This is a genomic window from Streptomyces sp. NPDC032091, from assembly GCF_055580265.1.
This window is the reverse complement of sequence record NZ_JBVILR010000003.1, coordinates 482,691-507,128: the sequence shown is the minus strand read 5'-3', so window position 1 is coordinate 507,128 and position 24,438 is coordinate 482,691. Positions and strand designations below refer to the sequence as shown.

The window sequence follows — 24,438 nt, the reverse complement described above, 5'->3', positions numbered from 1 at the left end:
CCATGCGCGTGTACGTCCCCCTGACACTCCCCGGGCTCGCCGAGGCGCACAAGGCCGGCGAGCTGGGGCCCGCCCCGCTCCGTGCGTACGCCGTGACCCCCGGGCTGCGGGAGTGGTACGTCTCCGACGACATCGAGGAGCTGGAGTACGCGGCCCTGGGCCGGGCTGCCGCCGCCTCGCTGAGGATGCTGGCCGAGGACGCCGCCGCCCCGCGCAAGCGGGTCGTCGTCGCCGTCGACGTGGACGACAAGGCCGCCGTCGCGTCTCCGGGCGTGGACGAGGCCACCCTCGGGCAGGTGACGCTGGCCGCCGCCGTACGGCTCAAGGTGGCCGCCGCCGTGCACGTGGACGCCGACGACGCCGAGCGGGACGTCACCGCCGCCGCCGGGGCCCTCGCGGCCGCCGACGCCGGTGACGACGACGCGCGGTTCCTCGTCGACGGGGCCGAGGACCACGACCTGCTGTGGTTCGGCGTGCAGGAGATCCCGGGGCTGCTGGGATGAGTGCGGAGATCCGGGTGAGCGGGGGTGGGGCCCACATCGTGTGGGACTGGAACGGGACCCTGCTGCACGACATCGACGCGGTCATGGTCGCCACCAACGCCTCCTTCGCCGAGCTCGGTTTTCCGCCGATCACCCTGGAGAGGTACCGCGAGCTGTACGTGGTGCCCGTGCCCCGGTTCTACGAGCGGCTGATGGGGCGGCTGCCCACGGACGCCGAGTGGGCCGTCATGGACGAGGCCTTCCACCGCCACTACTGGGCGGCGGCCGCCGGTTCCGGTCTCGCCGAGGGGGCGCGGGAGCTGCTGCGGGGCTGGCAGGAGGACGGGCTCACCCAGTCCCTGCTGTCGCTGGCGCCCCACGAGAAGCTGGTGCCGCTGGTCCGCGAGCACGGCATCGACGTGCACTTCCTGCGCGTCGACGGCCGTACCGGGCCGTCGCACACCTCCAAGGCGGGGCACCTCGTACGCCATATGGCGGCCATGGAGGAGGCCGGTGTGACGGCTTCCCGTACGGTCCTCGTCGGCGACGCCGTGGACGATGCGCTGGCCGCCGCCCACGTGGGTGCCCGCGCGGTCCTGTACACCGGTGGCTCGCACAGCCGGGCCAGTCTGGAGTCGGCGGGCGTGCCGGTCGTCGACAGCCTCGCGGAGGCCGTCGCCACCGCCCGTGAGCTGGCCGGATAGGCACCCCCCGCACGCCGGGACGGCCACGTCGCTGGCCAGAGTGTCCAGGTTTTCCCCCGGGTTTTGTACAGATGCAGTGAATGACGACCTGGGGGTGGGGCGAGATAGCCTTGTACCCGTGATCAGCGCGATAGTCCTCGGGGGCACTGACGCCCCCGGCCCGCGCCCGGCGCACGTCCGTGCCCGGGCCTTCGCTGATCCTGGCCGCCGGGACCTGTCGATCACGGTCGAAGCGTTCCCGGGCGGCTCTCCCGACGACACGGCGTCGCGACCGGATCCGGATGGGCTTCCCGTCCGGCGCTTTGTCATTCCTTCCTTCCCCTACGTCACGCAATGGCGCGCGACAGGAGCCAGAGGACATGCAGACCAAGCTGGACGAAGCAAAGGCCGAGCTGCTCGCGCGGGCGGCACGGGTAGCTGAGAACAGCCCGGCCGGGGGGCTACTTCCGACTGGGTCCGAGCAGGGGGAGCACCCCGGACAGGGCGCGACGCTGGCCTACCTCCAGCGCTACTACCTGCACACGGCCCCCGAGGACCTCGCGGACCGCGACCCGGTCGACGTGTTCGGAGCGGCGCTCTCCCACTACCGGCTGGCCGAGAACCGCCCGCAGGGCACGGCGAACGTGCGCGTGCACACCCCCACGGTCGAGGAGAACGGCTGGACCTCCAGCCACTCGGTCGTCGAGGTCGTCACCGACGACATGCCCTTCCTCGTGGACTCGGTCACCAACGAGCTGTCCCGCCAGGGCCGCGGCATCCACGTCGTGATCCACCCGCAGGTCGTCGTGCGCCGTGACGTCACCGGCAAGCTGATCGAGATCCTCGGTCCCGACTGCGACGCCCACGGGCCCAAGACCGCGCGCCCCCACGACTCCCTCGTCGAGTCCTGGATCCACGTCGAGATCGACCGCGAGACCGACAAGGCCGACCTCAAGCAGATCACCGGTGACCTGCTGCGCGTCCTGTCCGACGTCCGCGAGTCCGTCGAGGACTGGGAGAAGATGCGCGACGCCGCGCTGCGCATCGCCGACGAGCTGCCGAACGAGCCGACCGCGCCGGACCTGCGCGAGTACGAGCTGGAGGAGGCCCGCGAGCTGCTGCGCTGGCTGGCCGACGACCACTTCACCTTCATCGGCTTCCGCGAGTACAACCTCGTCGACGGCGACGCCCTCTCGGCCGTCCCCGGCACCGGCCTGGGCATCCTGCGCTCCGACCCGGTCCACCACGGCCAGGAGGACGCGCACCCCGTCTCGCCGTCCTTCAACCGGCTGCCGGCCGACGCCCGCGCCAAGGCCCGCGAGCACGAGCTGCTCGTGCTGACGAAGGCCAACAGCCGCGCGACCGTGCACCGCCCGTCCTACCTCGACTACGTCGGCGTGAAGAAGTTCGACGCCGAGGGCAACGTCGTCGGTGAGCGCCGCTTCCTCGGCCTGTTCTCCTCCGCCGCGTACACGGAGTCCGTGCGCCGCGTCCCGGTGATCCGCCGCAAGGTCGCCGAGGTGCTGGAGGGCGCCGGCTTCTCGCCGTCCAGCCACGACGGCCGCGACCTGCTCCAGATCCTGGAGACCTACCCGCGCGACGAGCTGTTCCAGACCCCGGTCGACAAGCTCCGCGAGATCGCCACCTCCGTGCTGTACCTCCAGGAGCGCCGCCGGCTGCGGCTGTACCTGCGCCAGGACGAGTACGGCCGCTACTACTCGGCGCTCGTCTACCTGCCGCGCGACCGCTTCACCACCGGTGTCCGGCTGCGCCTGATGGACATCCTGAAGGAGGAGCTCGGCGGCACCAGCGTCGACTTCACCGCCTGGAACACCGAGTCGATCCTCTCCCGCATCCACTTCGTCGTCCGCGTCCCGCAGGGCACCCAGCTGCCCGCGCTGACCGACGCCGACGTCGAGCGCGTCGAGACCCGTCTGGTGGAGGCCGCCCGTTCCTGGGCCGACGGCTTCGGCGAGGCCCTGACGGCCGAGCTGGGCGAGGAGCGCGCCGCCGAGCTGCTGCGCAAGTACAGCGGTTCCTTCCCCGAGGGCTACAAGGCCGACCACACGCCGCGCATGGCCGTGTCCGACCTGTGCCACCTGGAGCGGCTGTCGGCGAGCGACCGCGAGTTCGCGCTCTCCCTGTACGAGCCCGTCGGCGCGGGCCCGGGCGAGCGCCGCTTCAAGATCTACCGCGAGGGCGAGCAGGTCTCCCTGTCCGCCGTCCTGCCGGTCCTCCAGCGCCTGGGCGTCGAGGTCACCGACGAGCGCCCGTACGAGCTGCGCCGCAGCGACCGGGTGAGCGCCTGGATCTACGACTTCGGCCTGCGGATGCCGCTGTCCACCGGCAACGGGGACTCCTACCTCGGCGACGACGCGCGCGAGCGGTTCCAGGAGGCCTTCGCGGCCGTGTGGACCGGCGAGGCGGAGAACGACAACTTCAACACCCTCGTCCTCGGCGCCGGGCTCACCTGGCGGCAGGCCGTGGTGCTGCGCGCGTACGCCAAGTACATGCGCCAGGCCGGCTCCACCTTCAGCCAGGACTACATGGAGGACACCCTCCGCAACAACGTCCACACCACCCGGCTGCTGGTCTCCCTCTTCGAGGCGCGGATGTCGCCGGGCCGCCAGTCCGCCGGCACCGAGCTCGTCGACGCCATGCTGGAGGAGCTGGACGGGGCCCTGGACCAGGTCGCCTCGCTCGACGAGGACCGCATCCTGCGGGCGTTCCTGACGCTGATCAAGGCCACCCTGCGGACGAACTTCTTCCAGCTGAACGACGCGGGCGAGCAGCACTCCTACGTGTCGATGAAGTTCGACCCGCAGGCCATCCCGGACCTGCCGGCCCCGCGCCCGGCGTTCGAGATCTGGGTGTACTCCCCGCGCGTCGAGGGCGTCCACCTGCGCTTCGGCAAGGTCGCCCGAGGCGGCCTGCGCTGGTCCGACCGGCGCGAGGACTTCCGTACGGAGATCCTCGGCCTGGTCAAGGCGCAGATGGTCAAGAACACCGTCATCGTGCCGGTCGGCGCCAAGGGCGGCTTCGTCGCGAAGAACCTGCCGGACCCGTCGGTGGACCGCGACGCGTGGCTCGCCGAGGGCATCGCCTCGTACAAGATCTTCATCTCGGCGCTGCTCGACATCACCGACAACATGGTCGCGGGCGAGGTCGTCCCGCCCAAGGGCGTGGTCCGCCACGACGGTGACGACACCTACCTGGTGGTCGCCGCCGACAAGGGCACCGCGACGTTCTCCGACATCGCCAACGGTGTCGCCGAGTCCTACGGCTTCTGGCTGGGCGACGCCTTCGCCTCGGGCGGCAGCGCCGGCTACGACCACAAGGGCATGGGCATCACGGCCCGTGGCGCGTGGGAGTCGGTCAAGCGCCACTTCCGCGAGCTGGGCCACGACACCCAGAGCGAGGACTTCACGGTCGTCGGCGTCGGCGACATGTCCGGCGACGTCTTCGGCAACGGCATGCTGCTGTCCGAGCACATCCGCCTGGTCGCCGCCTTCGACCACCGGCACATCTTCATCGACCCGACCCCGGACGCGGCGACCTCGTACGCCGAGCGCCGGCGCCTGTTCGAGCTGCCGCGCTCCTCGTGGGCGGACTACGACACCGCGCTGCTGTCGGCGGGCGGTGGCATCCACCCCCGTACGGCCAAGTCCATCCCGGTCAACGCACACGTGCGCGAGGCCCTCGGGATCGAGGCGGGCGTCACCAAGATGACCCCGGCCGACCTGATGCAGGCGATCCTCAAGTCCCCGGTGGACCTGCTGTGGAACGGCGGCATCGGCACGTACGTCAAGGCGACGGCCGAGACGCACGCCGATGTCGGCGACAAGGCCAACGACGCCATCCGCGTCAACGGCTCCGACGTCCGCGCCAAGGTCATCGGTGAGGGCGGCAACCTGGGTCTGACCCAGCTGGGCCGGATCGAGTTCGCCCGCAGCGGCGCCGGTGGCGAGGGCGGCAAGATCAACACCGACGCCATCGACAACAGCGCGGGCGTGGACACCTCGGACCACGAGGTGAACATCAAGATCCTGCTGAACGCCCTGGTCACCGAGGGCGACATGACCGTCAAGCAGCGCAACAAGCTGCTGGCCGAGATGACGGACGAGGTCGGTCACCTGGTCCTGCGCAACAACTACGCGCAGAACGTGGCCCTGGCCAACGGCTCCGCCCAGGCGCCGAGCCTGCTCCACGCCCAGCAGCGCTTCATGCGCCGCCTGGGCCGGGACGGGCTGCTGGACCGCCAGCTGGAGTTCCTGCCCAACGACCGGCAGATCCGCGAGCTGCTGAACACCGGCCGCGGTCTGACCCAGCCGGAGCTGGCCGTCCTCTTCGCCTACACCAAGATCACGGTGGCGGACGAGCTCATCCACACCGAGCTCCCGGACGACCCGTACCTGCGCCGTCTGCTGCACTCGTACTTCCCGGGCGCGCTGGTGGCGAAGTTCCCCGAGCAGGTCGACGCGCACGCGCTGCGCCGGGAGATCATCACCACGCTGCTGGTCAACGACACCGTCAACACCGGTGGTTCGACCTTCCTGCACCGCCTGCGGGAGGAGACCGGGGCCTCGCTGGAGGAGATCGTCCGGGCGCAGCTGTCGGCCCGCGAGATCTTCGGTCTGGCCGAGGTGTGGGACGCCGTCGAGGCGCTCGACAACAAGGTCGCGGCCGACGTCCAGACGCGGATCCGGCTGCACTCGCGGCGCCTGGTGGAGCGCGGTACGCGCTGGCTGCTGAACAACCGGCCGCAGCCGCTGCAGATCACCGAGACCGTCGAGCTGTTCAGCGCGCGGGTGGCGCAGGCCTGGGCCGAGCTGCCGAAGCTGGTGCGCGGCGCGGACCTGGAGTGGTACCAGTCGGTGATGGACGAGCTGACGGCCGAGGGCGTGCCCGCGGAGCTGGCGGCGAAGGTGGCCGGGTTCTCGTCGGCCTTCCCGACGCTGGACATCGTCGCCACCGCCGACCGGACGGGCGTGGACCCGCTGGCCGTCGCCGAGGTGTACTACGACCTCGCCGACCGGCTGGACATCACGCAGCTGATGGACCGCATCATCGAGCTGCCGCGGTCGGACCGCTGGCAGTCGATGGCCCGTGCGTCGATCCGTGAGGACCTCTTCGCGGCGCACGCCGCGCTGACCGCCGACGTGCTGGCGGTGGGCGACGCGGACGCGACTCCCGAGGAGCGCTTCAAGGCGTGGGAGGAGCGGAACGCGGCGCTGATCGGCCGGGCGCGCACGACCCTGGACGAGATCCGGGGCTCGGACGACTTCGACCTGGCGAACCTGTCGGTGGCGATGCGCACGATGCGTTCGCTGCTGCGGGCGCACGGCTAGTCGGCGGGCGGACGGAAACGGGCCGGGCCCGGAACCCCTTCGAGGGGTTCCGGGCCCGGCCCGTTCGCGCTGTCGTCAGCCGCGGGTGAACGCCTCGTAGGCGTCGCAGACCTCCTTGGACGGGCCGTCCATGCGGACGACGCCCGACTCCAGCCAGATCGCCCGGTCGCAGGTCTCGCGGACGGTGCCGATGGAGTGGCTGACGAGGAAGACGGTGCCGGCCTGGGCGCGGAGCTCCTCGATGCGGGCCTGGCTGCGGCGCTGGAAGGCGGCGTCGCCGGTGGCGAGGGCCTCGTCGATCATCAGGACGTCGTGGTCCTTGGCGGCGGCGATGGAGAACCGCAGCCGGGCGCCCATGCCGGAGGAGTAGGTGCGCATGGGCAGGGAGATGAAGTCGCCCTTCTCGTTGATGCCGGAGAAGTCGACGATGTCCTGGTAGCGCTCGCGGATCTGCTGCTTGGTCATGCCCATCGCCAGCCCGCCGAGGACCACGTTGCGTTCGCCGGTGAGGTCGTTCATCAGGGCGGCGTTCACTCCGAGGAGGGAGGGCTGGCCGTGTGAGTAGACGGCGCCGCGGGCCACGGGCTGGAGGCCGGCGATGGCCTTGAGGAGGGTGGACTTGCCGGAGCCGTTGGTGCCGATGAGGCCGATGGCCTCGCCCTTGTAGGCGGTGAAGCTGACGCCCCTGACGGCGTGCACCTCGCGGACTCCGGGGGCGGGCTTGCGGGAGAAGATCCGGCTGAGGGCGGCGGTGGCGCCGCCCTTGCGGCCGCCGGCGTGCACCTTGTAGACGACGTGGACCTCGTCGGCGATGACGGTCGGGATCCGGGTGTCGGCGGCGGTGCCGTCGGCCGTACCGGTACCGGTACCGGTGCGGGTGAGGGTGTCAGCCACGGCCGTACTCCTCCTCTGCCTTCCAGAAGTAGACGAACCCGCCGACGCCGGCGAGCAGGGCCCAGCCGATGGCGATCGGCCAGACGTGGTGGGGCAGCTGCGAGGCCTTGAAGCTGTCGATCAGCGCGAAGCGCATCAGGTCGATGTAGACGGCCGCGGGGTTGAGCTTGAGCAGGAGCGTGACCCAGTGCGGCAGGTGGTCCGAGCGCAGCATCGTGTCGATGGACCACATCACGCCCGAGGAGTACATCCAGGTGCGGAGCACGAACGGCATCAGCTGGCTGACGTCCGGGTTCTTGCTGCCGATGCGGGCCATGACCATCGCGCAGCCCGCGCAGAAGACGGCCATCAGGAACAGGGCCGGGGCGGCGAGCAGCCAGGCCGGGGAGGGCACCTGGCCGAAGGCCAGCAGCAGGATGACCAGGGCACCCATGGTGACCAGCAGCTGCTGGAAGAGCTGGACGACCGCGGACAGGGGCAGGCTGGCGCGGGGGAAGTGCAGGGCCCGGACCAGGCCGAGGTTGCTGTGGACGGCGCGGGTGCCGGTGTTGATCGAGCTGCCGATGAAGTCCCAGACGAAGACGCCGGTGATCAGGAACGGCAGGTAGTCGGGTACGCCGTGGCTGGCGTGCATGACCATGCCGAAGATGAAGTAGTAGACGGCCGCGTTGAGCAGCGGGGTCATCAGGTGCCAGACCTGGCCGAGCTTGGCCGTGCTGTACGTGGCCTGCATCCGGGCGGTGGCGTACGCGATCACGAAGTGGCGCCGGGCCCACAGCTGCGCGACGTAGCTCGGCAGGGAGGGGCGGGCGCCGCTGAGGGTCAGGCCGTGGGCCGCCGCCAGTGCCGCGGCGGTGGTGGGGGCCGCGGAGGGGGGCGCGGTGGTCGCTCGGGTCACGGGCTTCGCTTTCGACGGGGTCGGGGCGTCGCCGGGGGCGCCTGTGGGGGTCCCCGGGGGGAGTCCGGAAGGGGGCCGGGCGACGGGACGGGTCCGTATCGTCGCTACGGCGAGGTTAGGCCCCTCAAGGTCGCAACGCAACCGTATCGTCGTGACGGGTTCGTGACGTCGTGCGCGGCTATGCTCTGTGCATGACCAACGAGCCTGCCGCCGCCCCGACCGCCGCCCCCGCGTCCGCCCCGGCCCGCCGTGCCCCCGCCGGCGCGGCCGTCCTGCGCGAGGACGTGACGGAGGCGATCCGCGCCGCGGTGCTCGCGGAGCTGGCGGAGGCGGGCTTCGCCCGGATGTCCATCGAGGGCATCGCCCGGCGGGCCGGCGTCGGCAAGACGGCCGTGTACCGGCGCTGGAAGTCCAAGCTCCACCTGGTCCTCGACCTGATCGGCGCCTTCGCCGCCGACGGCCTGCCCGTTCCCGCCACCGGCTCCCTCTACGGCGACGTACGGGCCCTGCTGGAGGTGATGACGCACGTCCTGCGCCACCCGGTGGCCTCGGCGGTCATCCCCGACCTGCTGGTGGAGGCCGCCCGGAACCCGGAGATCGCCGCCGCGGTGCGCGGTGCCCTGCTCGACGGCCAGCGCCGCCTCGCCGAGGGCATCGTCGCCGAAGCCGTCGCGCGCGGCGAGCTGGCGGACTCCGCCTCCCCCGAGCGGGCCCTCGATCTGGCGATCGGCCCCCTGTACTGGCGGCAGGTCGTGGTCGGGGACGCCGTACCGGCCGGCTACCTGGACGGGCTCGCCCGTTCGGTCGTCGCCGGACTGAAGACCGGCTGACCCCTCCCCGGTGTGATCCGGCCCACACGCTGTCACGGCGGGCGGGCCCCCGGTGTCCTGTGGTCGAACCCCCTGAGGGGCGGACCCTGGAGCCGGAGGAGACACCATGAACGGCGAGCAGACCGAAGTCCTCGTCATCGGCGGCGGATACGCGGGCGTCATGGCCGCCAACCGCCTGACGCGGCGCGCCGACGTGAACGTGACCCTGGTCAACCCGCGCCCGGAATTCGTCGAGCGGATCCGCCTGCACCAGCTGGTGGCCGGGACCGACGACGCCGTCGTCGAGTACCGCAAGGTCCTGGGCGAACGGGTCCGGCTGGTGGTCGACACCGTCACCCGGATCGACACGGCCGGGCGCGCCGTGACCCTGGCCGGCGGCGGCACCGCCCGCTACGACTACCTCCTCTACGCGGTGGGCAGCGGCAGCGCCGACCCCCGCGTCCCCGGAGCGGCCGAGTTCGCCCACCCGCTCGCCACCATGGAGGAGGCCCGGCGGCTGCGCCCGGCCCTCGACGCCGCACCCGCGGACGCCCCGGTGACCGTCGTCGGAGGCGGTACGACCGGCATCGAGACCGCCGCCGAGCTGGCAGCGGCGGGCCGCGCCGTCACCCTGGTCTGCGGCAAGGCACTCGGACCCTCCCTGCACCCCCGCGGCCGGCGCGCGGTCGCCGGGCGGCTGGCCGCACTCGGCGTCACCGTCGTCGAAGGCCCCGAAGCGAAGGTGACGGCGGTGACCCGCGAGACCGTGCGGCTCGCCGACGGCCGCGAGCTGGCCAGCGCGGTGACCGTCTGGACCGCCGGCTTCGGCGTACCGGACCTGGCGGCGCGCAGCGGGCTGAGCACCGACGCCCTGGGCCGCCTCCTCACGGACGAGACCCTGACCAGCGTGGACGACGTACGCGTCATCGCCGCCGGCGACGCGGCCGCCCCCTCGGACCTGCCCCTGCGGATGAGCTGCCAGGCCGCGGCCCAGACCGGGCCGCAGGCCGCCGAGACCGTGCTGAGCCGGATCGCGGGGGAGCGGCCCGCGCCCATCGAGGTGGGATTCGTCGCCCAGTGCGTCAGCCTCGGGCGCCGCGACGCGGTCCTGCAGTTCGCGGCCAAGGACGACACCCCGCGCAAGTACGTGCTGCGCGGCCGACCGGCCGCGAAGCTCAAGGAACTGATCTGCCGGAGCGTCCCCTGGCAGCTGGCGTACGAGGCGCGCAAGCCCGGCGTGCGCACCTGGTGGACCAAGGACCCCAAGCGGCAGGAACTGCTGCGGGCCCGGGCCGCCGGGGAAGCGGCCGTCGCCGCACAGCCGGCCTGACCGGAGCGCCGCACGGCCGGTCCGGCGCCGGCCCGGCCGAATGGCTGGTGGCGCGGCCGCCGCCGAAAGATGATCTTTCCGTGGCCTGTCGGCCGCAGTCCGCAACCGGCCCCGGCCGGCCGCGAAAGAGAGGCACCGAGACATGAGCACCGAGACCACCGACCCCGCGACCGAGGTCTTCGTCGCCCACCGCAACCTGCTCTTCACCGTCGCCTACGAGATGCTCGGCTCGGCCGCCGACGCCGAGGACGTCCTCCAGGAGACCTGGCTGCGCTGGGTCGCCGTCGACCTCGACCAGGTCCGCGAGCAGCGCGCCTACCTGGTGCGGATCACCACCCGCCAGGCCCTCAACCGGCTGCGCAGCCTCCAGCGCCGCAAGGAGGCCTACGTCGGCCAGTGGCTGCCCGAGCCCCTGCTCACCACCCCGGACGTCGCCGAGGACGCCGAGCTCGCCGAGAGCGTGTCGATGGCGATGATGCTCGTCCTCGAAACCCTCTCGCCGACCGAACGCGCCGTCTTCGTGCTGCGCGAGGCCTTCGACTTCGGCTACGAGGAGATCGCCGCCGCCGTCGAGAAGACCCCGGCGGCGGTGCGCCAGATCGCGCACCGGGCCCGCAAGCACGTCGACGCCCGCCGGCCCCGCCAGACGGTTCCGGCGAGCGCGGCCACCGCGGCGGTGGAGTCCTTCCTGCGGGCCGTGGAGACCGGGGACCCGCAGGCCCTCCTCGACGTGCTCGCCCCCGACGTGGTCCTGATCGGCGACGGCGGCGGCCACAAGCAGGCCGCGCTCCGCCCGGTCGGCGGCGCCGAGAAGGTGGCCCGCTTCCTGTTCGGCGGCATCGGCAAGACCAAGCTCCCGCTCTCCCTGGCCCCCACCGTGGTCAACGGCAGCCCCGCACTCGTCGCGTACCTGGACGGCGAGCTCGACGGGATCATGGCGATGCGGATCGAGGACGGCCTCGTCACCGGCCTCTACTACGTCCGCAACCCCGAGAAGCTGACCCACGTCCTGTCCGAGACCCCGCTCACTCGGCGCTGACTCACGGCCACAGGCCCGCCGTCAGGGGCGTGCGGGCCGGGGCCGCCGCCGACGACGGTGCCGGGGGCGCGGGCCGGCGGTCCTCCAGCGGGACGACGGCCGGCAGCGGCGCCTGCTGCCCCAGGAACACCCGGCGCACCACCCGCTCGGCCGCGTACCCGTCGTCGTACGAGCAGAAGCGCGCGCGGAACGCGGCCCGCAGCTGGGCCGAGCGGGAGCCCTGCCAGTGGCCGGTGGCGAAGATGTCCACCAGCTCGTCCTCGGTGCGGGCGATGGCCCCGGGCGGGCAGGCCCGCAGGTCGAAGTAGGTGCCGCGGGCGGCCTCGTACGCCTCCCAGTCGTCCGCGTGGATGACGATCGGCCGGTCCAGGGCCGCGTAGTCGAACATCAGGGAGGAGTAGTCGGTGACCAGCGCGTCCGAAGCCAGGCACAGCTCCTCCACCGACGGGTGGCCGGAGACGTCCAGCAGCCTCGGGTGCGCCTCCCGGGCCGGCTCGGCGCCCGCGTACGTGAGGTGGGTGCGGGCCAGGATCGTGAAGCGGGGGCCCAGGTCGCGCAGGACCCGTTCGAAGTCCAGGTGCTCGGGACGGCTGCGCCGGTAGTCGCGGTGGGTCGGGGCGTACAGGATCGCGGTGGTGCCCGGGGCGATGCCCAGGCGCTCGCGCAGGGCGAGGACCTCGGCCTGGGTGGCCCGGTGGAAGGGGTCGTTGCGCGGGTAGCCGTATTCGAGGGTGGTGTAGGAGGCGGGGACGGCCCGCTCCCAGACCAGGGTGGAGTGCCGGTTCGCGGAGAGCAGGAAGTCCCACTGGTCGGCGCCGCGCAGCAGGCCCTCGAAGTCCGCGGTGGGGGCGGCGGCCGGGCGGTCCTGGAGATCGAGGCCGACCCGCTTGAGGGGGGTGCCGTGCTGGGTCTGGAGCAGGACCTGGCCCGGCCGCTTGACCAGGGCCCGGTCGAAGTTGACGTTCGTCGTCAGGTACGTCGCCCGGGCCAGGGCCGTCCAGTACGCGGCCGAGCCGGGTGTCAGCGGGGTCGTCTCGGGCGGCAGGGTCGCGGTGTGCCGGGGGTCGCAGATCCACGCCGTGCGCATCCGGGGGGCCAGCTCGCGCAGCGTGGCCTCGATGGCGGCGGGGTTGCAGGCGTAGCCGCCGTGCCAGTACGCGGAGAACACCGCCAGCTCGGGCCGCAGCGGCAGCAGTCGCTGGATCCGGTAGTGCAGGCGCAGCGTGCTCTCGCGCAGCCCCCGCCCCAGGGCCGAGCCCGCCCGGGCCGAGGCCAGGGCGGCGGCGCGGGCGGCCGACGCCAGCCGGTAGGTGCGGCGCAGGCCCAGCCGCATCAGGGCGTGCCGCAGCCGGTCGGTGCGGCTCGGCGACAGCGGCAGCGCGCCCCCGCCGCCGGGGGTGCGGTAGCGGCGCAGGAGCGTGGAGGCGCGGGCGAAGAACTCGGCCCGGCCGGCGCGCGGGAGGCGGCGCGGGTCGGCGTACAGGGCGCAGAAGTGCTCGGCCATCCGCCGGTGCACCGCGGGGCGCCAGCGCTCCAGTTCGGGGCGGGCCGCGAGGTAGCCGAAGACCCGGTCGTACTGGTCGAAGATGTCGAGGTGGCGGCGGCTGGTGGTGGTCAGGATCGAACCGGTGCGCCGCTGCCGGTAGTGCACGCAGACCCGGTCGAGGACGGCCACGGACTCGGCGGCCAGCAGCGCCGGATAGGTCCAGGGGGTGTCCTCGTAGAGGCCGGGCGGGAACTCCAGGCCCTCGCGCTCCACGTACTCGCGGCGGTAGGCCTTGTTCCACACCACCATCAGCATGCTCAGCAGCGCCGGGCGGTCGGTGAGCCGGAAGCTGGCCGGGCCGTCCTCGCGGAGGCGGTGCGCGAGGCGGTTGCGGACCAGTTCGCCGGTCCAGAAGGAGCGGGCGTAGTCGTAGACGAGGACGTCGGGGGAGCCGGTGGCCTTGAGCCGGTCGGTGATGGCCTGGAGGGCGCCGGGGGCGAGGGTGTCGTCCCCGTCGAGGAAGAGCAGGTAGTCGCCGGTGGCCCGGGCCAGGCCCGCGTTGCGGGCGGGGCCCAGGCCGAGGTTGTGCGCCAGGTGCACGGCCGTGACCCGGGGGTCGCGGGCCGCGTACTCGTCGATGATCGAACCGCAGGCGTCCGGGGAGGCGTCGTCGACCGCGATCAGCTCCAGATCCGGGTGCGACTGCGACAGGACCGAGTCCAGACTCTCCTGGAGGTACGCCTGAACCTTGTACGCGGGCACGATGACGCTGAACCGGGGCACGGGACATCCAGGGGTCGGCGTGGGCATATGGCCCGGGAACGCGCGCGCGGCGATCGGGTTACGCCCCCTGCGGCATTCGGGTTACTCAGCGTCAACACGCCACGTCAATGCCATGATCGCCATGGCTTTTCGGGCTATTTGACCGCTCCGGCCATCACCCCCGTCACGAACTGCCGCTGGAAGGCGAAGAACACGACGAGCGGCACGACCATCGACAGGAACGCGCCGGGCGCCAGCACGTCGATGTTGTTCCCGAACTGCCGCACCTGCTGCTGGAGCGCCACCGTCACCGGCGGGTGCGCCGAGTCGGCGAAGACCAGCGCCACCAGCATGTCGTTCCACACCCACAGGAACTGGAAGATGCCGAGCGAGGCGATCGCCGGACCGCCCAGCGGCAGCACCACCCGGGCGAACAGCCGCAGTTCACCCGCCCCGTCCAGCCGTGCGGCCTCCAGCAGCTCCCGCGGGATCTGCGCGAAGAAGTTGCGCAGCAGGAACACCGCGAAGGGCAGCCCGAACGCGGTGTGGAACAGCACCACTCCGGCCGTCGTCCCGAACAGCCCGATCGCGCCGAAGAGTTCGGCGACGGGGATCAGCGCCACCTGCACGGGCACCACCAGCAGCCCCACCACGACCAGGAACAGCCAGTCCCGGCCGGGGAACTCCAGCCAGGCGAAGGCGTATCCGGCCAGCGCCCCCAGCGTGAGGACGAGCACGGTCGCCGGCACGGCGATCGCGACCGTGCTCACGAGGGAGCCGGTGATCGTGTCATCGGACAGCAGGTGCGCGTAGTTGGACGCCGTCAGCCGCGAGGGAGCCGTCAGCGCCCGCCACCATCCGCCCCGGTTCAGGTCGTCCGAGGAGAGGAAGGAGGAGACCAGCAGGCCCAGGGTGGGCACCAGCCAGAACAGGGCGGCCAGGACCAGGAAGACGCGGACCAGCGTGCCGCCCGCCACGCGCCGTACGGCGTTCACCGCGAGGCCTCCCTACGCATCCGGCGGATATTCAGCAGCATCACCGGCACCACCAGCACCAGCAGCAGGACCGCGATGGCGCTCCCCAGCCCCTGGTCGGCGTCCGTACCGAAGGAGGTGCGGTACAGCTGGAGGGCGAGCACGTTCGCATCGTCCTGCACCGCCCCCGGCGCGATCACGAAGACCAGGTCGAAGACCTTCATGACGTTGATGACCAGCGTCACCAGGACCACCACCAGCACCGGCGCCAGCAACGGCACGGTGATCCGCCGGAACACCTGCCACTCGCCCGCCCCGTCCACCCGCGCCGCCTCCAGCAGCTCCCGCGGCACCGCCGCCAGCCCGGCCCCGATCAGCACCATCGCGAACCCGGCCCACATCCACACGTACGCGCCGATCACCGCCGGCGTCACCAGCACCGGCCCCAGCCACTCCACCCCCGCGTACGCCTCCCGGAAGTTCGACGCCGGCAGCCGCAGCCGGGCCCCGTCCGCGGCGGCCGACAGGCTGAACGTGCCGTCCGCGCGGGCCGTGGCCGCCGCCACCACCCGGCCGTCCTTCACCGCCTCGATCCGCATCCCGGACAGGCCCGTCTCCGTCGGGTCGACCACGTTCACCGCGCCGCCCCCGCCCCGGGTGAAGTCCTGCCAGACCGTCCCCGTGACCTCCCCCGGCACCGGCCGGGCCCCCACCGCCGTACGGGCCCCGCCGGGCAGCGCCTCCGGCGCCACCCCGACCAGCGGCAGCAGCGCCGGCACCCCGGCCCGTACGGGGCCGCGCGTCACGAAGCCACCGTCCCCGGCCGGCTCCAGCGGCGAGTCCCGGCCCGGACGGGCCTTCGGGAACGCCGAGGACGGGGCGAACGTGTCGTGCACCCCCACCACCACCGCGTTGGCCACGCCCCGGTGCGGGTCGTGGTCGTACACCAGCCGGAAGATGATCCCCGCCGCCAGCATGGAGATGGCCATCGGCATGAAGACGAGCAGCTTGAACGCCGTCCCCCAGCGGACCCGTTCCGTCAGCACCGCGAACACCAGGCCGAGGGCCGTGGCCACGGCCGGGGCCACCGCCACCCACACCGCCGTGTTGCGCAGGGCGGTGCGGATCGCCGGATCGCGCACGATGGCCTCGTAGTTGCCGGCGCCGACGAAGGAGTCCCCGGAACGGTCGAAGAGGCTGCGGTAGAGCGAGAAGCCGATGGGCTGCACGACCAGCGCCCCCAGCAGCACCAGCGCCGGCAGCAGGAACGCCGCCGCCACCAGCCGCCGGCGCGCGGCGGCCCGGCGGCCCGGGGTGCCCCGGGCCGCCCGCGTCGAGGCCGTCACGACCCCTGGTTCCCGTTCCCGTAGGCCTTGGCCGCGTCCGCCTCCAGCCGCGCCTGGGTGCCCGCCACGTCCGACGGGTTCGCCAGGAAGTCCTGGAGCGCCTTCCACTCACCCGTCCCCGGCGTCGCGCCGAAAGCCGCCGGAGCCTGGTCCGACATGTCGAAGCGGAAGTCGTCGCCCGCCGCGATCAGCGCCTTCGCGATGCCCCGCTGGATGTCGTTCGGGTACGCCGAGAGGGCCACCGCCTTGTTCGGGGAGACGAAACCGCCCTCCCCGGCCTGGATCCGCGCCGCGTCCGCCGACGCCAGGAACGTCAGCAGCGCCTGCGCCCCCTTCGACGGCTTCAGCGCCACCGCCACATCACCGCCGGACACCACCGGCGCCTTGTCGCCGACCGCCGGGAACGGGAAGACCAGGGCGTCCTCGCCGACCTTCGCCGAGGTCTGCGCGATGTTCACCCCGACGAAGTCGCCCTCGAAGACCATCGCCGCCGCCGGCCGCTCGCCCCCGGTGAACGTCTGCGTCACCGACTTCGGGAACTCCGTCGCCAGCGCCCCGCTGGTGCCGCCCGCCAGGAAGTCCTTGCGGCCGAACAGCTGGCCGAGGGTGGTCAGCGCCTCCTTGACGCTGTCGTCCGTCCACTTGATCTCGTGCTTCGCCAGCCGGTCGTATTTCTCCGGGCCCGCCTGCGAGAGGTAGACGTTCTCGAACCAGTCCGTCAGCGTCCAGCCGTCCGCACCCGCCACCGACACCGCCGGGGTACCGGAGGCCGACAGGGTGTCCGCCGTGGCCAGCAGCTCCTTCCACGTCTTCGGCGGTTTCACGCCCGCCGCCTCGAAGGCCTTCGCGTTGTACCAGACCAGCGACTTGTTGGCCGCCTTGTAGTAGACCCCGTACTGGGTCCCGTCGACCGCGCCCAGCTGCCGCCAGCCCGGCGAGTAGTTCGCCTCCAGCTGCGCCCGGGCCTCCGGACCCGCCGGCTGCACCCACTTGTTGCGCACCGCCGCGACCAGCGCCCCCACCTGCGGCAGCAGCGCCACGTCCGGGGGCTGACCGCCGGCGATCTTCGTGCCGAGGAAGGTGACGATGGGGTCCTGCGCCGGGACGAAGGAGACGCTCGCGCCCGTCCGCTTCTCGAACTCCTCGAGCACCTTGACGAAGTTGGCCTGCTCGGGGCCCGTCCAGACCGCCGAGACCTGCAGCTTCTCGCCCGAAAGTTTCGGTAACTCGACGCTGGGCCCCATCTTCGCCGGGCCGGTGGACGGGCCACCGCCACCGCCTCCGCTGCCGCAGGCCGTGAGCGCCAGCGCGCCGGCGGCGGCCAGGGCCGCCCAGGCGCGCGCCCTCGTCCGCGCTCGCGCTCTCGCTCCCGTCTGGCTCGATCCGTGCTGCCCGTGCCGTCCGCGCATGGTGCCGCCCCCGATGCCGAGTGACCGTGGTGTGCTCCGTGCCACCAGGTCTACGCCGCGGCGGGCACCCCCGCAATACCGCGTCGCGGGGGAGCGGCGCGGAGTCAGGGGGCCGCCGGGAACAGCACCGGTATGGCCGAGACCAGGTGCGAGGCCCGGTCGAGGGCGCTGGCCAGGAGCGCGAGGTCGGTCGGACCGTTGCCCAGCTCGCGCACCGGGCGGCGGGCCGGCGGGTCGCCCATCCGCTCCCACTCCACCGGGACCACGGTCGGCCTCAGGGTCGCGGTCCGCGGGATCCGGCCGGTGACCCGGCCCGCCTGGAACGGGACCGCCCGCCCGTCGGCGTACAGCAGCCGGCCGCGGCCGGGGCCCGGCCGGTCCGGGGCGTCCAGCTCCACCCGCAGCGCCGCCTGCCGGGCCGGCTCGGTCTCCGCGGTGCGGTCCGGGCGGGCGGTGGCGGTGATCAGGTGCACCCCGAGGCGGGCTCCCTCACGGGCCACGCCCTCCAGGATCCGTACGAGGGAACCCGCCGCGGGCCGCCCGGGGCTGCCCAGGGCCGGGGCGACCAGCGCGTCGAAGTCGTCCACCAGCAGCACCAGCCGGGGCAGGGGGCTCGGGCCGGCGGCCGGCTCGGTGCGGGGCGCCGACGCCCGCAGCCGGAGCGTCCCGGTGCGCTGGGGGTCGAGGTCGCCGCGGTGCTCGCCCGGCCCGGGGTCGCGGGGCGAGACCATCCGGTCGGACAGGGCGTGCCGGCCGTGCCACTCCGTGAAGGGCACCCCGTCCAGCAGCTCGTGGCGGCGGCCCAGCTCGGTGGCGAGGGCCTGCGCGAACGCGCGCATCCGCAGCGGGTCCGAGGCGACGAGGTGGGCCGACACGTGCGGGAGCTCCGTGCACGGCAGCAGGCCCTCGCCGCGTTCGCCGCCCGCGCCGTCGAGGAGGAGCAGGCCGAGGTGGTCGGGGCGGGACCCGGCCGCCAGGGAGGCCGCCAGGGAGCGCAGGAGCTCCGTGCGGCCGCTGCCGGCGGGCCCTTCGATCAGCAGGTGCGGGCCCTCGTGGACCAGCTCGGCGCCGACCGGGCCGCGCCGGCCCGCGCCGAGGACCACGTCGGCCAGACCGCCGACGGCCCGGCCCTGGTCGGTGGCGGTGGCCCAGCGGGCCATCAGGGAGGCCGGGGTCGCGCGGGCCAGCCCGAGCTCGTCGAGGAGCCGGGCGGCCGCGGGGAGGCTGGCGGCCGGGCGGTGGCCGCCCTGGTGGTCCGCCGGGGGCGTGTCCGCGCGCAGCGGGGCCAGGGCGCGGGCGAACCGCTCCGCCCAGGCGGCGGAGACCCCGTCGGCGACGGCGGTGCCGCCCGGCGGGACGGGCCTGCCGCCGCTGACCGCGAAGGTCCGTACGGCGGTGGCGACGTCCCCGCTGAGCAGGGCGACGGCGGCGCAGTCGCGGAACGCGGGGGTGCCCGCGCAGGCCGCCTCGTACGTCTGGGCCACCGGGGAGGCGGGGGTGGCGGCCGGGGCCTCGGCGAGCGCGAGGACGTGGATGCCGGCGGCGGGGCCGTGCGTGGCCAGCCGGCCGGTGAGGTCGCGCAGGGCGCCGGTGCCGGGGTCGCCGTCCACGACGACGAGGGTGCGCGGGCCCTCGTACGCGTCGGCCGTCCGGCGCACGGCCGACGGCTCGGCGGCCGCCCAGCCGCTGCCCAGCGGGCCGTCGTCCAGCCGGCGGGTCAGCTCGGCGGCCCGGGCGGCCGCCTGGTCGCGGTCGTACGCCAGGAGCAGCCGGCAGTCCTGGCCGTGCCCGGGGCGTACGTGGGGCAGCCAGCCGAGCCAGGCCCAGTCGCGGCGGCGTTCCTGGAGCGGGCGGACGCGGTCGGCGGCCAGCAGCACGATCTCCAGCCGCGCGGGCGCGTGCAGGGCGGCGAGCTGGGCGACGACGGACCGGGCGACCCCCATCAGCCGGGCCCGCGGTCCCGCGACCCCGAGCGACCCGCTCTCGCGCAGCGCCACCCTGCTGCCGGCCCCCAGCCCCACCTCCAGGAACCCGGGGTGGCCGGGTCCGCGCGACCACAGCCGTCCGGTCGGGCCGAGCGCGGCGAGCAGCAGCGCGGCGGGGTCGTCCACGTCGGGCGCCGCGGCTTCGGGCTCGGCCGCCTCGACGGCCCCGGCGGCCGCCTCGTCCTCTTCCCCGCGCACCCATTTCCGCGCCCAGGCCCCGATCCCGCCGCGCCGCCGCCGGGGTGCGTCGTCGGCGGGGACGGGGGTGTCGGCGCCGTACCCGGCCCGGGTCCCGCCGGGGGCGGTGGGGGCGAACGCGTCGGGGGCTCCCGGGTGGCCCGGGGCGGGGTGCGCCGCCGTCCCGTGGGCGGGTGTGGCGCCGGAAGCGCCGGGGTACGGCCCCCCGCCGGAGCCCGCGTTCCGGGAAGGGGCGGGGTGGGGGAGCTCGTGTGCGCCGGCCCCCGGGACACCCGCGCCCGTACCCCGGCCCGGTCCGCCGCCGGAGGCCCCCGTGGCGCCGCCGGCGGGGGACGGGAGGGCGAGGTGGCCCTCCAGGTCGGGGGCGACGGGCAGGCGGTCGCCGCCGCCGGGGGCCAGGCGGAGGGTCGACTCGCCGATCCGCAGCAGCGCCCCCGGCGCCAGGGGGACCGCCCGGACGCCGACCGGCGTGCCGTCCAGCGTCGTGCCGTTCGTCGAGCCGAGGTCGGCCACCGCCACGCGGCCGTCCGGCATCACCGTCACCGTGCAGTGCAGCCGCGACACGTCCGGGTCGTCCAGCGGGACGTCGGCGTCCGCCGAGCGCCCGATGCGCACCGACCCGGGGTGCAGCAGGTGCACGCCGCCCGCGTCGGGGCCGGCCACCACGTGCAGCTGGGGGGCGCCGAGACCGTCGTCCCCGAGGGCGTCCGCGTCCGGCGCCGGGACGTGCAGGCTCAGCACGGCCCCGTCCACGAGCGGCGGCTCGCCCAGCACCGTGCGGTGGGGGTCCAGCCGCCGCGACCCGGCGTAGAGCACCACGGTGCCGCGGGGGGTCCCGCCGGCGGTGGCGGCGGGAGTGTCGGGCCCGCCGACGGTCGCCGCGAGCCCGGAGGCCACCGCGGCCAGCGCGGTCCCGGCGGGGGCGGTGACGAGCACGTCACAGCCGGCGGGCGCGGAGGCGGCCGGGTGGCCGCCGCGCGATCCGAGGACGGTCAGCCGGATCTGCATCGCCGTCAGCGTTCCCTTCTGCGCGGAGCGCAGTGCACGGTGCGGGGCGCCCGGCGGAGGAGCGGCGGGACATGTCTGCCCGGTCAACCCCCCGCCCGGCACGGACGCTTCGTCCGTTCAGGTCAGCCGGAAGGCAGGGCTCCCGTCCCGGCCGTTCCGTACGGGTGCATCCTCGCACCTGTCGCCCGCAACACGCCCGGCCCCCGGCAATAAACGATCTTGATTGGCGGCCGCGCGCTCCGCCCGGCGCAAGGATCCGGCCACCCGGTCGGGCGAACCACTAGGCAATTCCGGGGAAATGCGCCTCCGGCATACGCCGTAAAACTCACCCTTCGTACAAATGTGCGGCAACCAACCTCCGGCGACCCGCGTCCTCCACGGAGACACCCCCTAGAGTTGGGCCGGAAACCCATCCGGAGACCCCTCGGCGGAATCAGCCGGAAAACGACAGCAGGACGACAGCAGGGGAGCGCGAGACGTGCGGCCAGTCGGCAGCAAGTACTTGCTCGAGGAGCCGCTCGGACGCGGCGCCACGGGCACCGTCTGGCGTGCCCGCCAGAGGGAGACCGCCGGCGCGGAGGCCGCCGTCGCCGGCCAGCCGGGCGAGACCGTGGCCATCAAGGTCCTCAAGGAGGAGCTGGCCCAGGACGCGGACATCGTCATGCGCTTCCTGCGCGAACGCTCCGTCCTGCTGCGCCTGACGCACCCCAACATCGTCCGCACCCGCGACCTCGTCGTCGAGGGCGACCTCCTCGCCCTCGTCATGGACCTGATCGACGGCCCGGACCTGCACCGGTACATCCGGCAGAACGGCCCCTTCAGCCCCGTCGCCGCCGCCCTGCTGACCGCCCAGATCGCGGACGCCCTCGCCGCCAGCCACGCCGACGGCGTCGTCCACCGCGACCTGAAGCCGGCCAACGTCCTGCTCGACGAGAGTCACGGGCAGATGAAGCCGATGCTCACCGACTTCGGCATCGCCCGCCTCGCCGACTCCCCGGGCCTCACCCGCACCCACGAGTTCGTCGGCACCCCCGCCTACGTCGCCCCCGAGTCCGCCGAAGGCCGCCCGCAGACCTCCGCCGTCGACATCTACGGCGCCGGCATCCTGCTGTACGAGCTCCTCACCGGCCGTCCGCCCTTCGCCGGCGGCACCGCCCTCGAAGTCCTCCACCGCCACCTCAGCGAGGACCCGCAGCGTCCTCCGTCCGTCCCCGAGGCGCTGTGGATCGTCATCGAACGCTGCCTGCGCAAGGAGCCCGACGAGCGCCCGAGCGCCGAGAGCCTGGCCCGCGGCCTGCGCGTGGTCGCCGCCGGCATCCGCGTGCACTCCTCGCCCGACGAGGTCGAGGCCGCGCTCGGCGTCGGCGCCCTGCTCGCCCCCGACCCCTCGCCGGCGCCGGTCCCGGCCGCCGCCCCGCCGTTCCCCGGGAGCGGCGCGCCCACCCTGGCCACCCCCGTGGGGGGAGCGGGCGAGTACGACCCGAACGCCATGACGAGCGTCCTGCCGCCGGTCGACGGGGCGGACGCCACCACCGTGCTCCCGCCCGTCGCCGGCGGGCAGGGCCAGGCCGGGGGACCGGGCGCCCCCGACCCGACCTCCGTCATGCCGCCGGTGCAGCGCCCCGACGCCCCGCACCCGTGGCAGTCGCAGATGCGGGCCGCGCGGGACCGCAACGAGCAGACGCAGATGCACTACCTCGACCCGAGCGAGGACCCCCTGCGCCGCCGCCCGCAGCGCCAGGCCCCGCCGCCCCCGCAGCACCAGCCGCAGCAGCCGCAGTACCGCCCGGCCCCGCCGCCGCAGCAGTACCAGCAGCCGCAGTACGCCCCGCCGCCGCAGCCCCAGCCGTACCAGCAGCCGCAGGCCTACCAGCCCCCGCAGCACCAGCCGCAGCAGCAGGCGCCGTACCGCCAGCCGCAGCCGCCGGTGCAGCAGCAGCCCCAGCAGCAGCGCCCGCCCCGGCAGCAGCCCCCGCGCGAGCCCCGTCCGCCGCGCGAGCCGCGCCGGCGCAGCGCCAACCCGGTCCGCATCCCGGGCCTGGGCTGCCTCAAGGGCTGCCTCGTCCTGATCCTGCTGCTCTTCGTGGGCGGCTGGCTGGTCTGGGAGCTGACCCCGCTCCAGGAGTGGGTCGGCACCGGCAAGGGCTGGTGGGACCAGGTCTGGAGCTGGGGCACCGACGTCGCCGACTTCGTCGGCTCGATCGGCGACAAGACCAACGGCGGTGGCGGCACCGGTTCCTGACGCCACGGCAGCCCCCGAAGCGGGCCGAGGCGGCGCCGCGGAGGGCCTTTTCTGCCCTCCGTAGCGCCGACCTTGTGGATTTGTCGACATCCAGGACGTGATTTCGCCCGCAGAAGTGAAGGTCACCGCGATCCGGAGCGCCGGGCCCCCCTTCGGCCGCGTAGCTTTGGGGCGTTACGCCAGCCGCTGAGGGAGCAGTCGTGGCACGGAAGATCGGCAGCCGGTACACAGCGCACCAGATCCTGGGGCGCGGCAGCGCGGGCACGGTGTGGCTGGGCGAGGGGCCGGACGGGCCCGTCGCCGTCAAGCTGCTGCGCGAGGACCTCGCCTCCGACCAGGAGCTGGTCGGACGCTTCGTCCAGGAGCGCAGCGCCCTGCTCGGCCTGGAGCACCCGCACATCGTCACCGTCCGCGACCTCGTCGTGGACGGCAACGACCTCGCCCTCGTCATGGACCTCGTCCGCGGTACGGACCTGCGCACACGCCTCGACCGCGAGCGCCGGCTGGCCCCCGAATCGGCCGTGGCCATCGTCGCCGACGTCGCGGACGCGCTCGCCGCCGCGCACGCCGCGGGCGTCGTCCACCGCGACGTGAAGCCCGAGAACGTCCTGCTCGACATGCAGGGCCCCCTCGGCCCGGGCGGCGCGCACCCCGCGCTGCTGACCGACTTCGGCGTGGCCAAACTCATCGACCACCCCCGCCGGGCCCCCGCGCCCGTCGGCGCCCGCCCGGCGGCGCCGGCGAAGCGGATCATCGGGACGCCCGACTACCTGGCCCCGGAGATAGTGGAAGGGCTCCCCCCGAGGGCGGCCGTCGACATATACGCCCTGGCCACCGTGCTGTACGAGCTGCTCGCCGGGTTCACCCCCTTCGGCGGCGGACATCCGGGGGCGGTGCTGCGCCGGCACGTCACGGAGACCGTGGTCCCGCTGCCCGGGATCCCCGAGGAGCTGTGGCAGCTGATCGTCCAGTGCCTGGCCAAGGCGCCGGCGTCCCGCCTGCGCGCCTCCGAGCTGTCGGTACGGCTGCGGGAGCTGCTGCCGCTGCTGGCCGGGCTGCCCCCGCTGGACGTGGACGAGCCGGACGACGCCGAGGCCCCGGAACAGGACACCCCGCCCGTCTCGGAGGAGTCGGCCGCCGCCGATCCGGTCCGCAGGCGGGGCGTGGTGCCGCTGGTCCCGGGGTCCGCGACGGACTCCAACCGGGACACGCACACCTCCATGCGGGTGCCGACGCCCGCCGAGCTCGCGGGCGGGGCGCTGGGCACGGCCCGGGTGCCGCGGCCGGCCGGCGGGCACCGGCCGGGCACCGCCCGGCACCGCGCGGAGGCGGTGCGCAAGCGGAGGCTGATCCTCTCGGCCTCGGCGGTAGCGCTGGCCGCGGCGGTGGGGGTCGGCGGCTGGCTCGCCGCCTCCGGCGACGACACGGCCCCGCCGGCCCGCGACACGAAGCACTCGTCCCCGTCCCACCCGTAGCCGGCGGGGGCGGGCGGTGGGGCGGGCCGCCCCGCGGAGCCGCCTCCCCGCCCCGGCCCCCGGGGCGGGA

The 24,438-nt window shown here is 74.2% G+C and carries 15 protein-coding genes; 8 read left to right on the top strand and 7 right to left on the bottom strand.

Features of this window, described 5'->3' with window-relative positions; genetic code table 11:
* The first annotated feature begins 2 nt into the window (after positions 1-2).
* From ACZ5NJ_RS08110 to ACZ5NJ_RS08100, 3 genes are all read left to right on the top strand, one after another.
* On the top strand, positions 3-503 hold the full coding sequence (locus ACZ5NJ_RS08110) for a DUF6912 family protein (protein WP_468763853.1): 501 nt from the start codon (positions 3-5) through the stop codon (positions 501-503).
* Between the two features lie 14 nt (positions 504-517).
* Positions 518-1,186 (top strand): HAD family hydrolase, encoded by a 669-nt coding sequence (locus ACZ5NJ_RS08105; protein WP_468763852.1) that lies wholly within the window; start codon positions 518-520, stop codon positions 1,184-1,186.
* 359 nt (positions 1,187-1,545) lie between these two features.
* Complete coding sequence (locus ACZ5NJ_RS08100; RefSeq protein WP_468763851.1) at positions 1,546-6,513, top strand: NAD-glutamate dehydrogenase; 4,968 nt, start codon at positions 1,546-1,548, stop codon at positions 6,511-6,513.
* A 75-nt stretch (positions 6,514-6,588) separates the two neighbouring features.
* Here ACZ5NJ_RS08100 and ACZ5NJ_RS08095 read toward each other — a convergent pair whose 3' ends face one another.
* Together ACZ5NJ_RS08095 and ACZ5NJ_RS08090 are read right to left on the bottom strand one after the other, a co-directional pair.
* Positions 6,589-7,407, bottom strand: a complete 819-nt coding sequence (locus ACZ5NJ_RS08095) for an ABC transporter ATP-binding protein (RefSeq protein ID WP_468763850.1) — start codon at positions 7,405-7,407, stop codon at positions 6,589-6,591.
* Positions 7,400-8,305, bottom strand: a complete 906-nt coding sequence (locus ACZ5NJ_RS08090) for an ABC transporter permease (protein ID WP_468763849.1) — start codon at positions 8,303-8,305, stop codon at positions 7,400-7,402. The genes ACZ5NJ_RS08095 and ACZ5NJ_RS08090 overlap by 8 nt, the downstream gene beginning before the upstream one ends.
* Positions 8,306-8,496: 191 nt before the next feature.
* On the opposite strand from ACZ5NJ_RS08090, the gene ACZ5NJ_RS08085 reads away from it, so the two are divergent.
* The 3 genes from ACZ5NJ_RS08085 (at position 8,497) to ACZ5NJ_RS08075 (ending at position 11,483) form a co-directional block, all read left to right on the top strand.
* Complete coding sequence (locus ACZ5NJ_RS08085) at positions 8,497-9,135, top strand: TetR/AcrR family transcriptional regulator (RefSeq protein ID WP_468763848.1); 639 nt, start codon at positions 8,497-8,499, stop codon at positions 9,133-9,135.
* 106 nt (positions 9,136-9,241) lie between these two features.
* Complete coding sequence (locus ACZ5NJ_RS08080; RefSeq protein ID WP_468763847.1) at positions 9,242-10,444, top strand: NAD(P)/FAD-dependent oxidoreductase; 1,203 nt, start codon at positions 9,242-9,244, stop codon at positions 10,442-10,444.
* A 142-nt stretch (positions 10,445-10,586) separates the two neighbouring features.
* The gene (locus ACZ5NJ_RS08075) at positions 10,587-11,483 is read left to right on the top strand and encodes an RNA polymerase sigma-70 factor (RefSeq protein ID WP_468763846.1); all 897 of its coding nucleotides are present in this window, start codon (positions 10,587-10,589) and stop codon (positions 11,481-11,483) included.
* A 1-nt stretch (position 11,484) separates the two neighbouring features.
* Here ACZ5NJ_RS08075 and ACZ5NJ_RS08070 read toward each other — a convergent pair whose 3' ends face one another.
* The 5 genes from ACZ5NJ_RS08070 to ACZ5NJ_RS08050 form a co-directional block, all read right to left on the bottom strand.
* The gene (locus tag ACZ5NJ_RS08070) at positions 11,485-13,752 is read right to left on the bottom strand and encodes a bifunctional glycosyltransferase/CDP-glycerol:glycerophosphate glycerophosphotransferase (RefSeq protein ID WP_468763845.1); all 2,268 of its coding nucleotides are present in this window, start codon (positions 13,750-13,752) and stop codon (positions 11,485-11,487) included.
* Between the two features lie 134 nt (positions 13,753-13,886).
* Positions 13,887-14,726: a carbohydrate ABC transporter permease gene (locus ACZ5NJ_RS08065; RefSeq protein WP_468763844.1), complete on the bottom strand. Its 840-nt coding sequence runs from the start codon at positions 14,724-14,726 to the stop codon at positions 13,887-13,889.
* Positions 14,723-16,051, bottom strand: a complete 1,329-nt coding sequence (locus tag ACZ5NJ_RS08060) for a carbohydrate ABC transporter permease (protein ID WP_468763843.1) — start codon at positions 16,049-16,051, stop codon at positions 14,723-14,725. Before ACZ5NJ_RS08060 ends, ACZ5NJ_RS08065 begins: the two co-directional genes overlap by 4 nt.
* On the bottom strand, positions 16,048-17,295 hold the full coding sequence (locus ACZ5NJ_RS08055; RefSeq protein ID WP_468763842.1) for an ABC transporter substrate-binding protein: 1,248 nt from the start codon (positions 17,293-17,295) through the stop codon (positions 16,048-16,050). The genes ACZ5NJ_RS08060 and ACZ5NJ_RS08055 overlap by 4 nt, the downstream gene beginning before the upstream one ends.
* Positions 17,296-17,564: 269 nt before the next feature.
* Positions 17,565-20,651 (bottom strand): FHA domain-containing protein, encoded by a 3,087-nt coding sequence (locus ACZ5NJ_RS08050; protein ID WP_468763841.1) that lies wholly within the window; start codon positions 20,649-20,651, stop codon positions 17,565-17,567.
* A gap of 478 nt (positions 20,652-21,129) precedes the next feature.
* On the opposite strand from ACZ5NJ_RS08050, the gene ACZ5NJ_RS08045 reads away from it, so the two are divergent.
* Both ACZ5NJ_RS08045 and ACZ5NJ_RS08040 read left to right on the top strand, forming a co-directional pair.
* Entirely contained in the window at positions 21,130-22,893 is a 1,764-nt protein-coding gene (locus ACZ5NJ_RS08045; RefSeq protein ID WP_468763840.1) for a serine/threonine-protein kinase, read from the top strand.
* A 200-nt stretch (positions 22,894-23,093) separates the two neighbouring features.
* Positions 23,094-24,368 carry a serine/threonine-protein kinase gene (locus ACZ5NJ_RS08040; protein ID WP_468763839.1) on the top strand — a complete coding sequence of 425 codons (1,275 nt, stop codon included), beginning with the start codon at positions 23,094-23,096 and terminating at the stop codon, positions 24,366-24,368.
* The last annotated feature ends 70 nt before the right edge of the window (positions 24,369-24,438 follow it).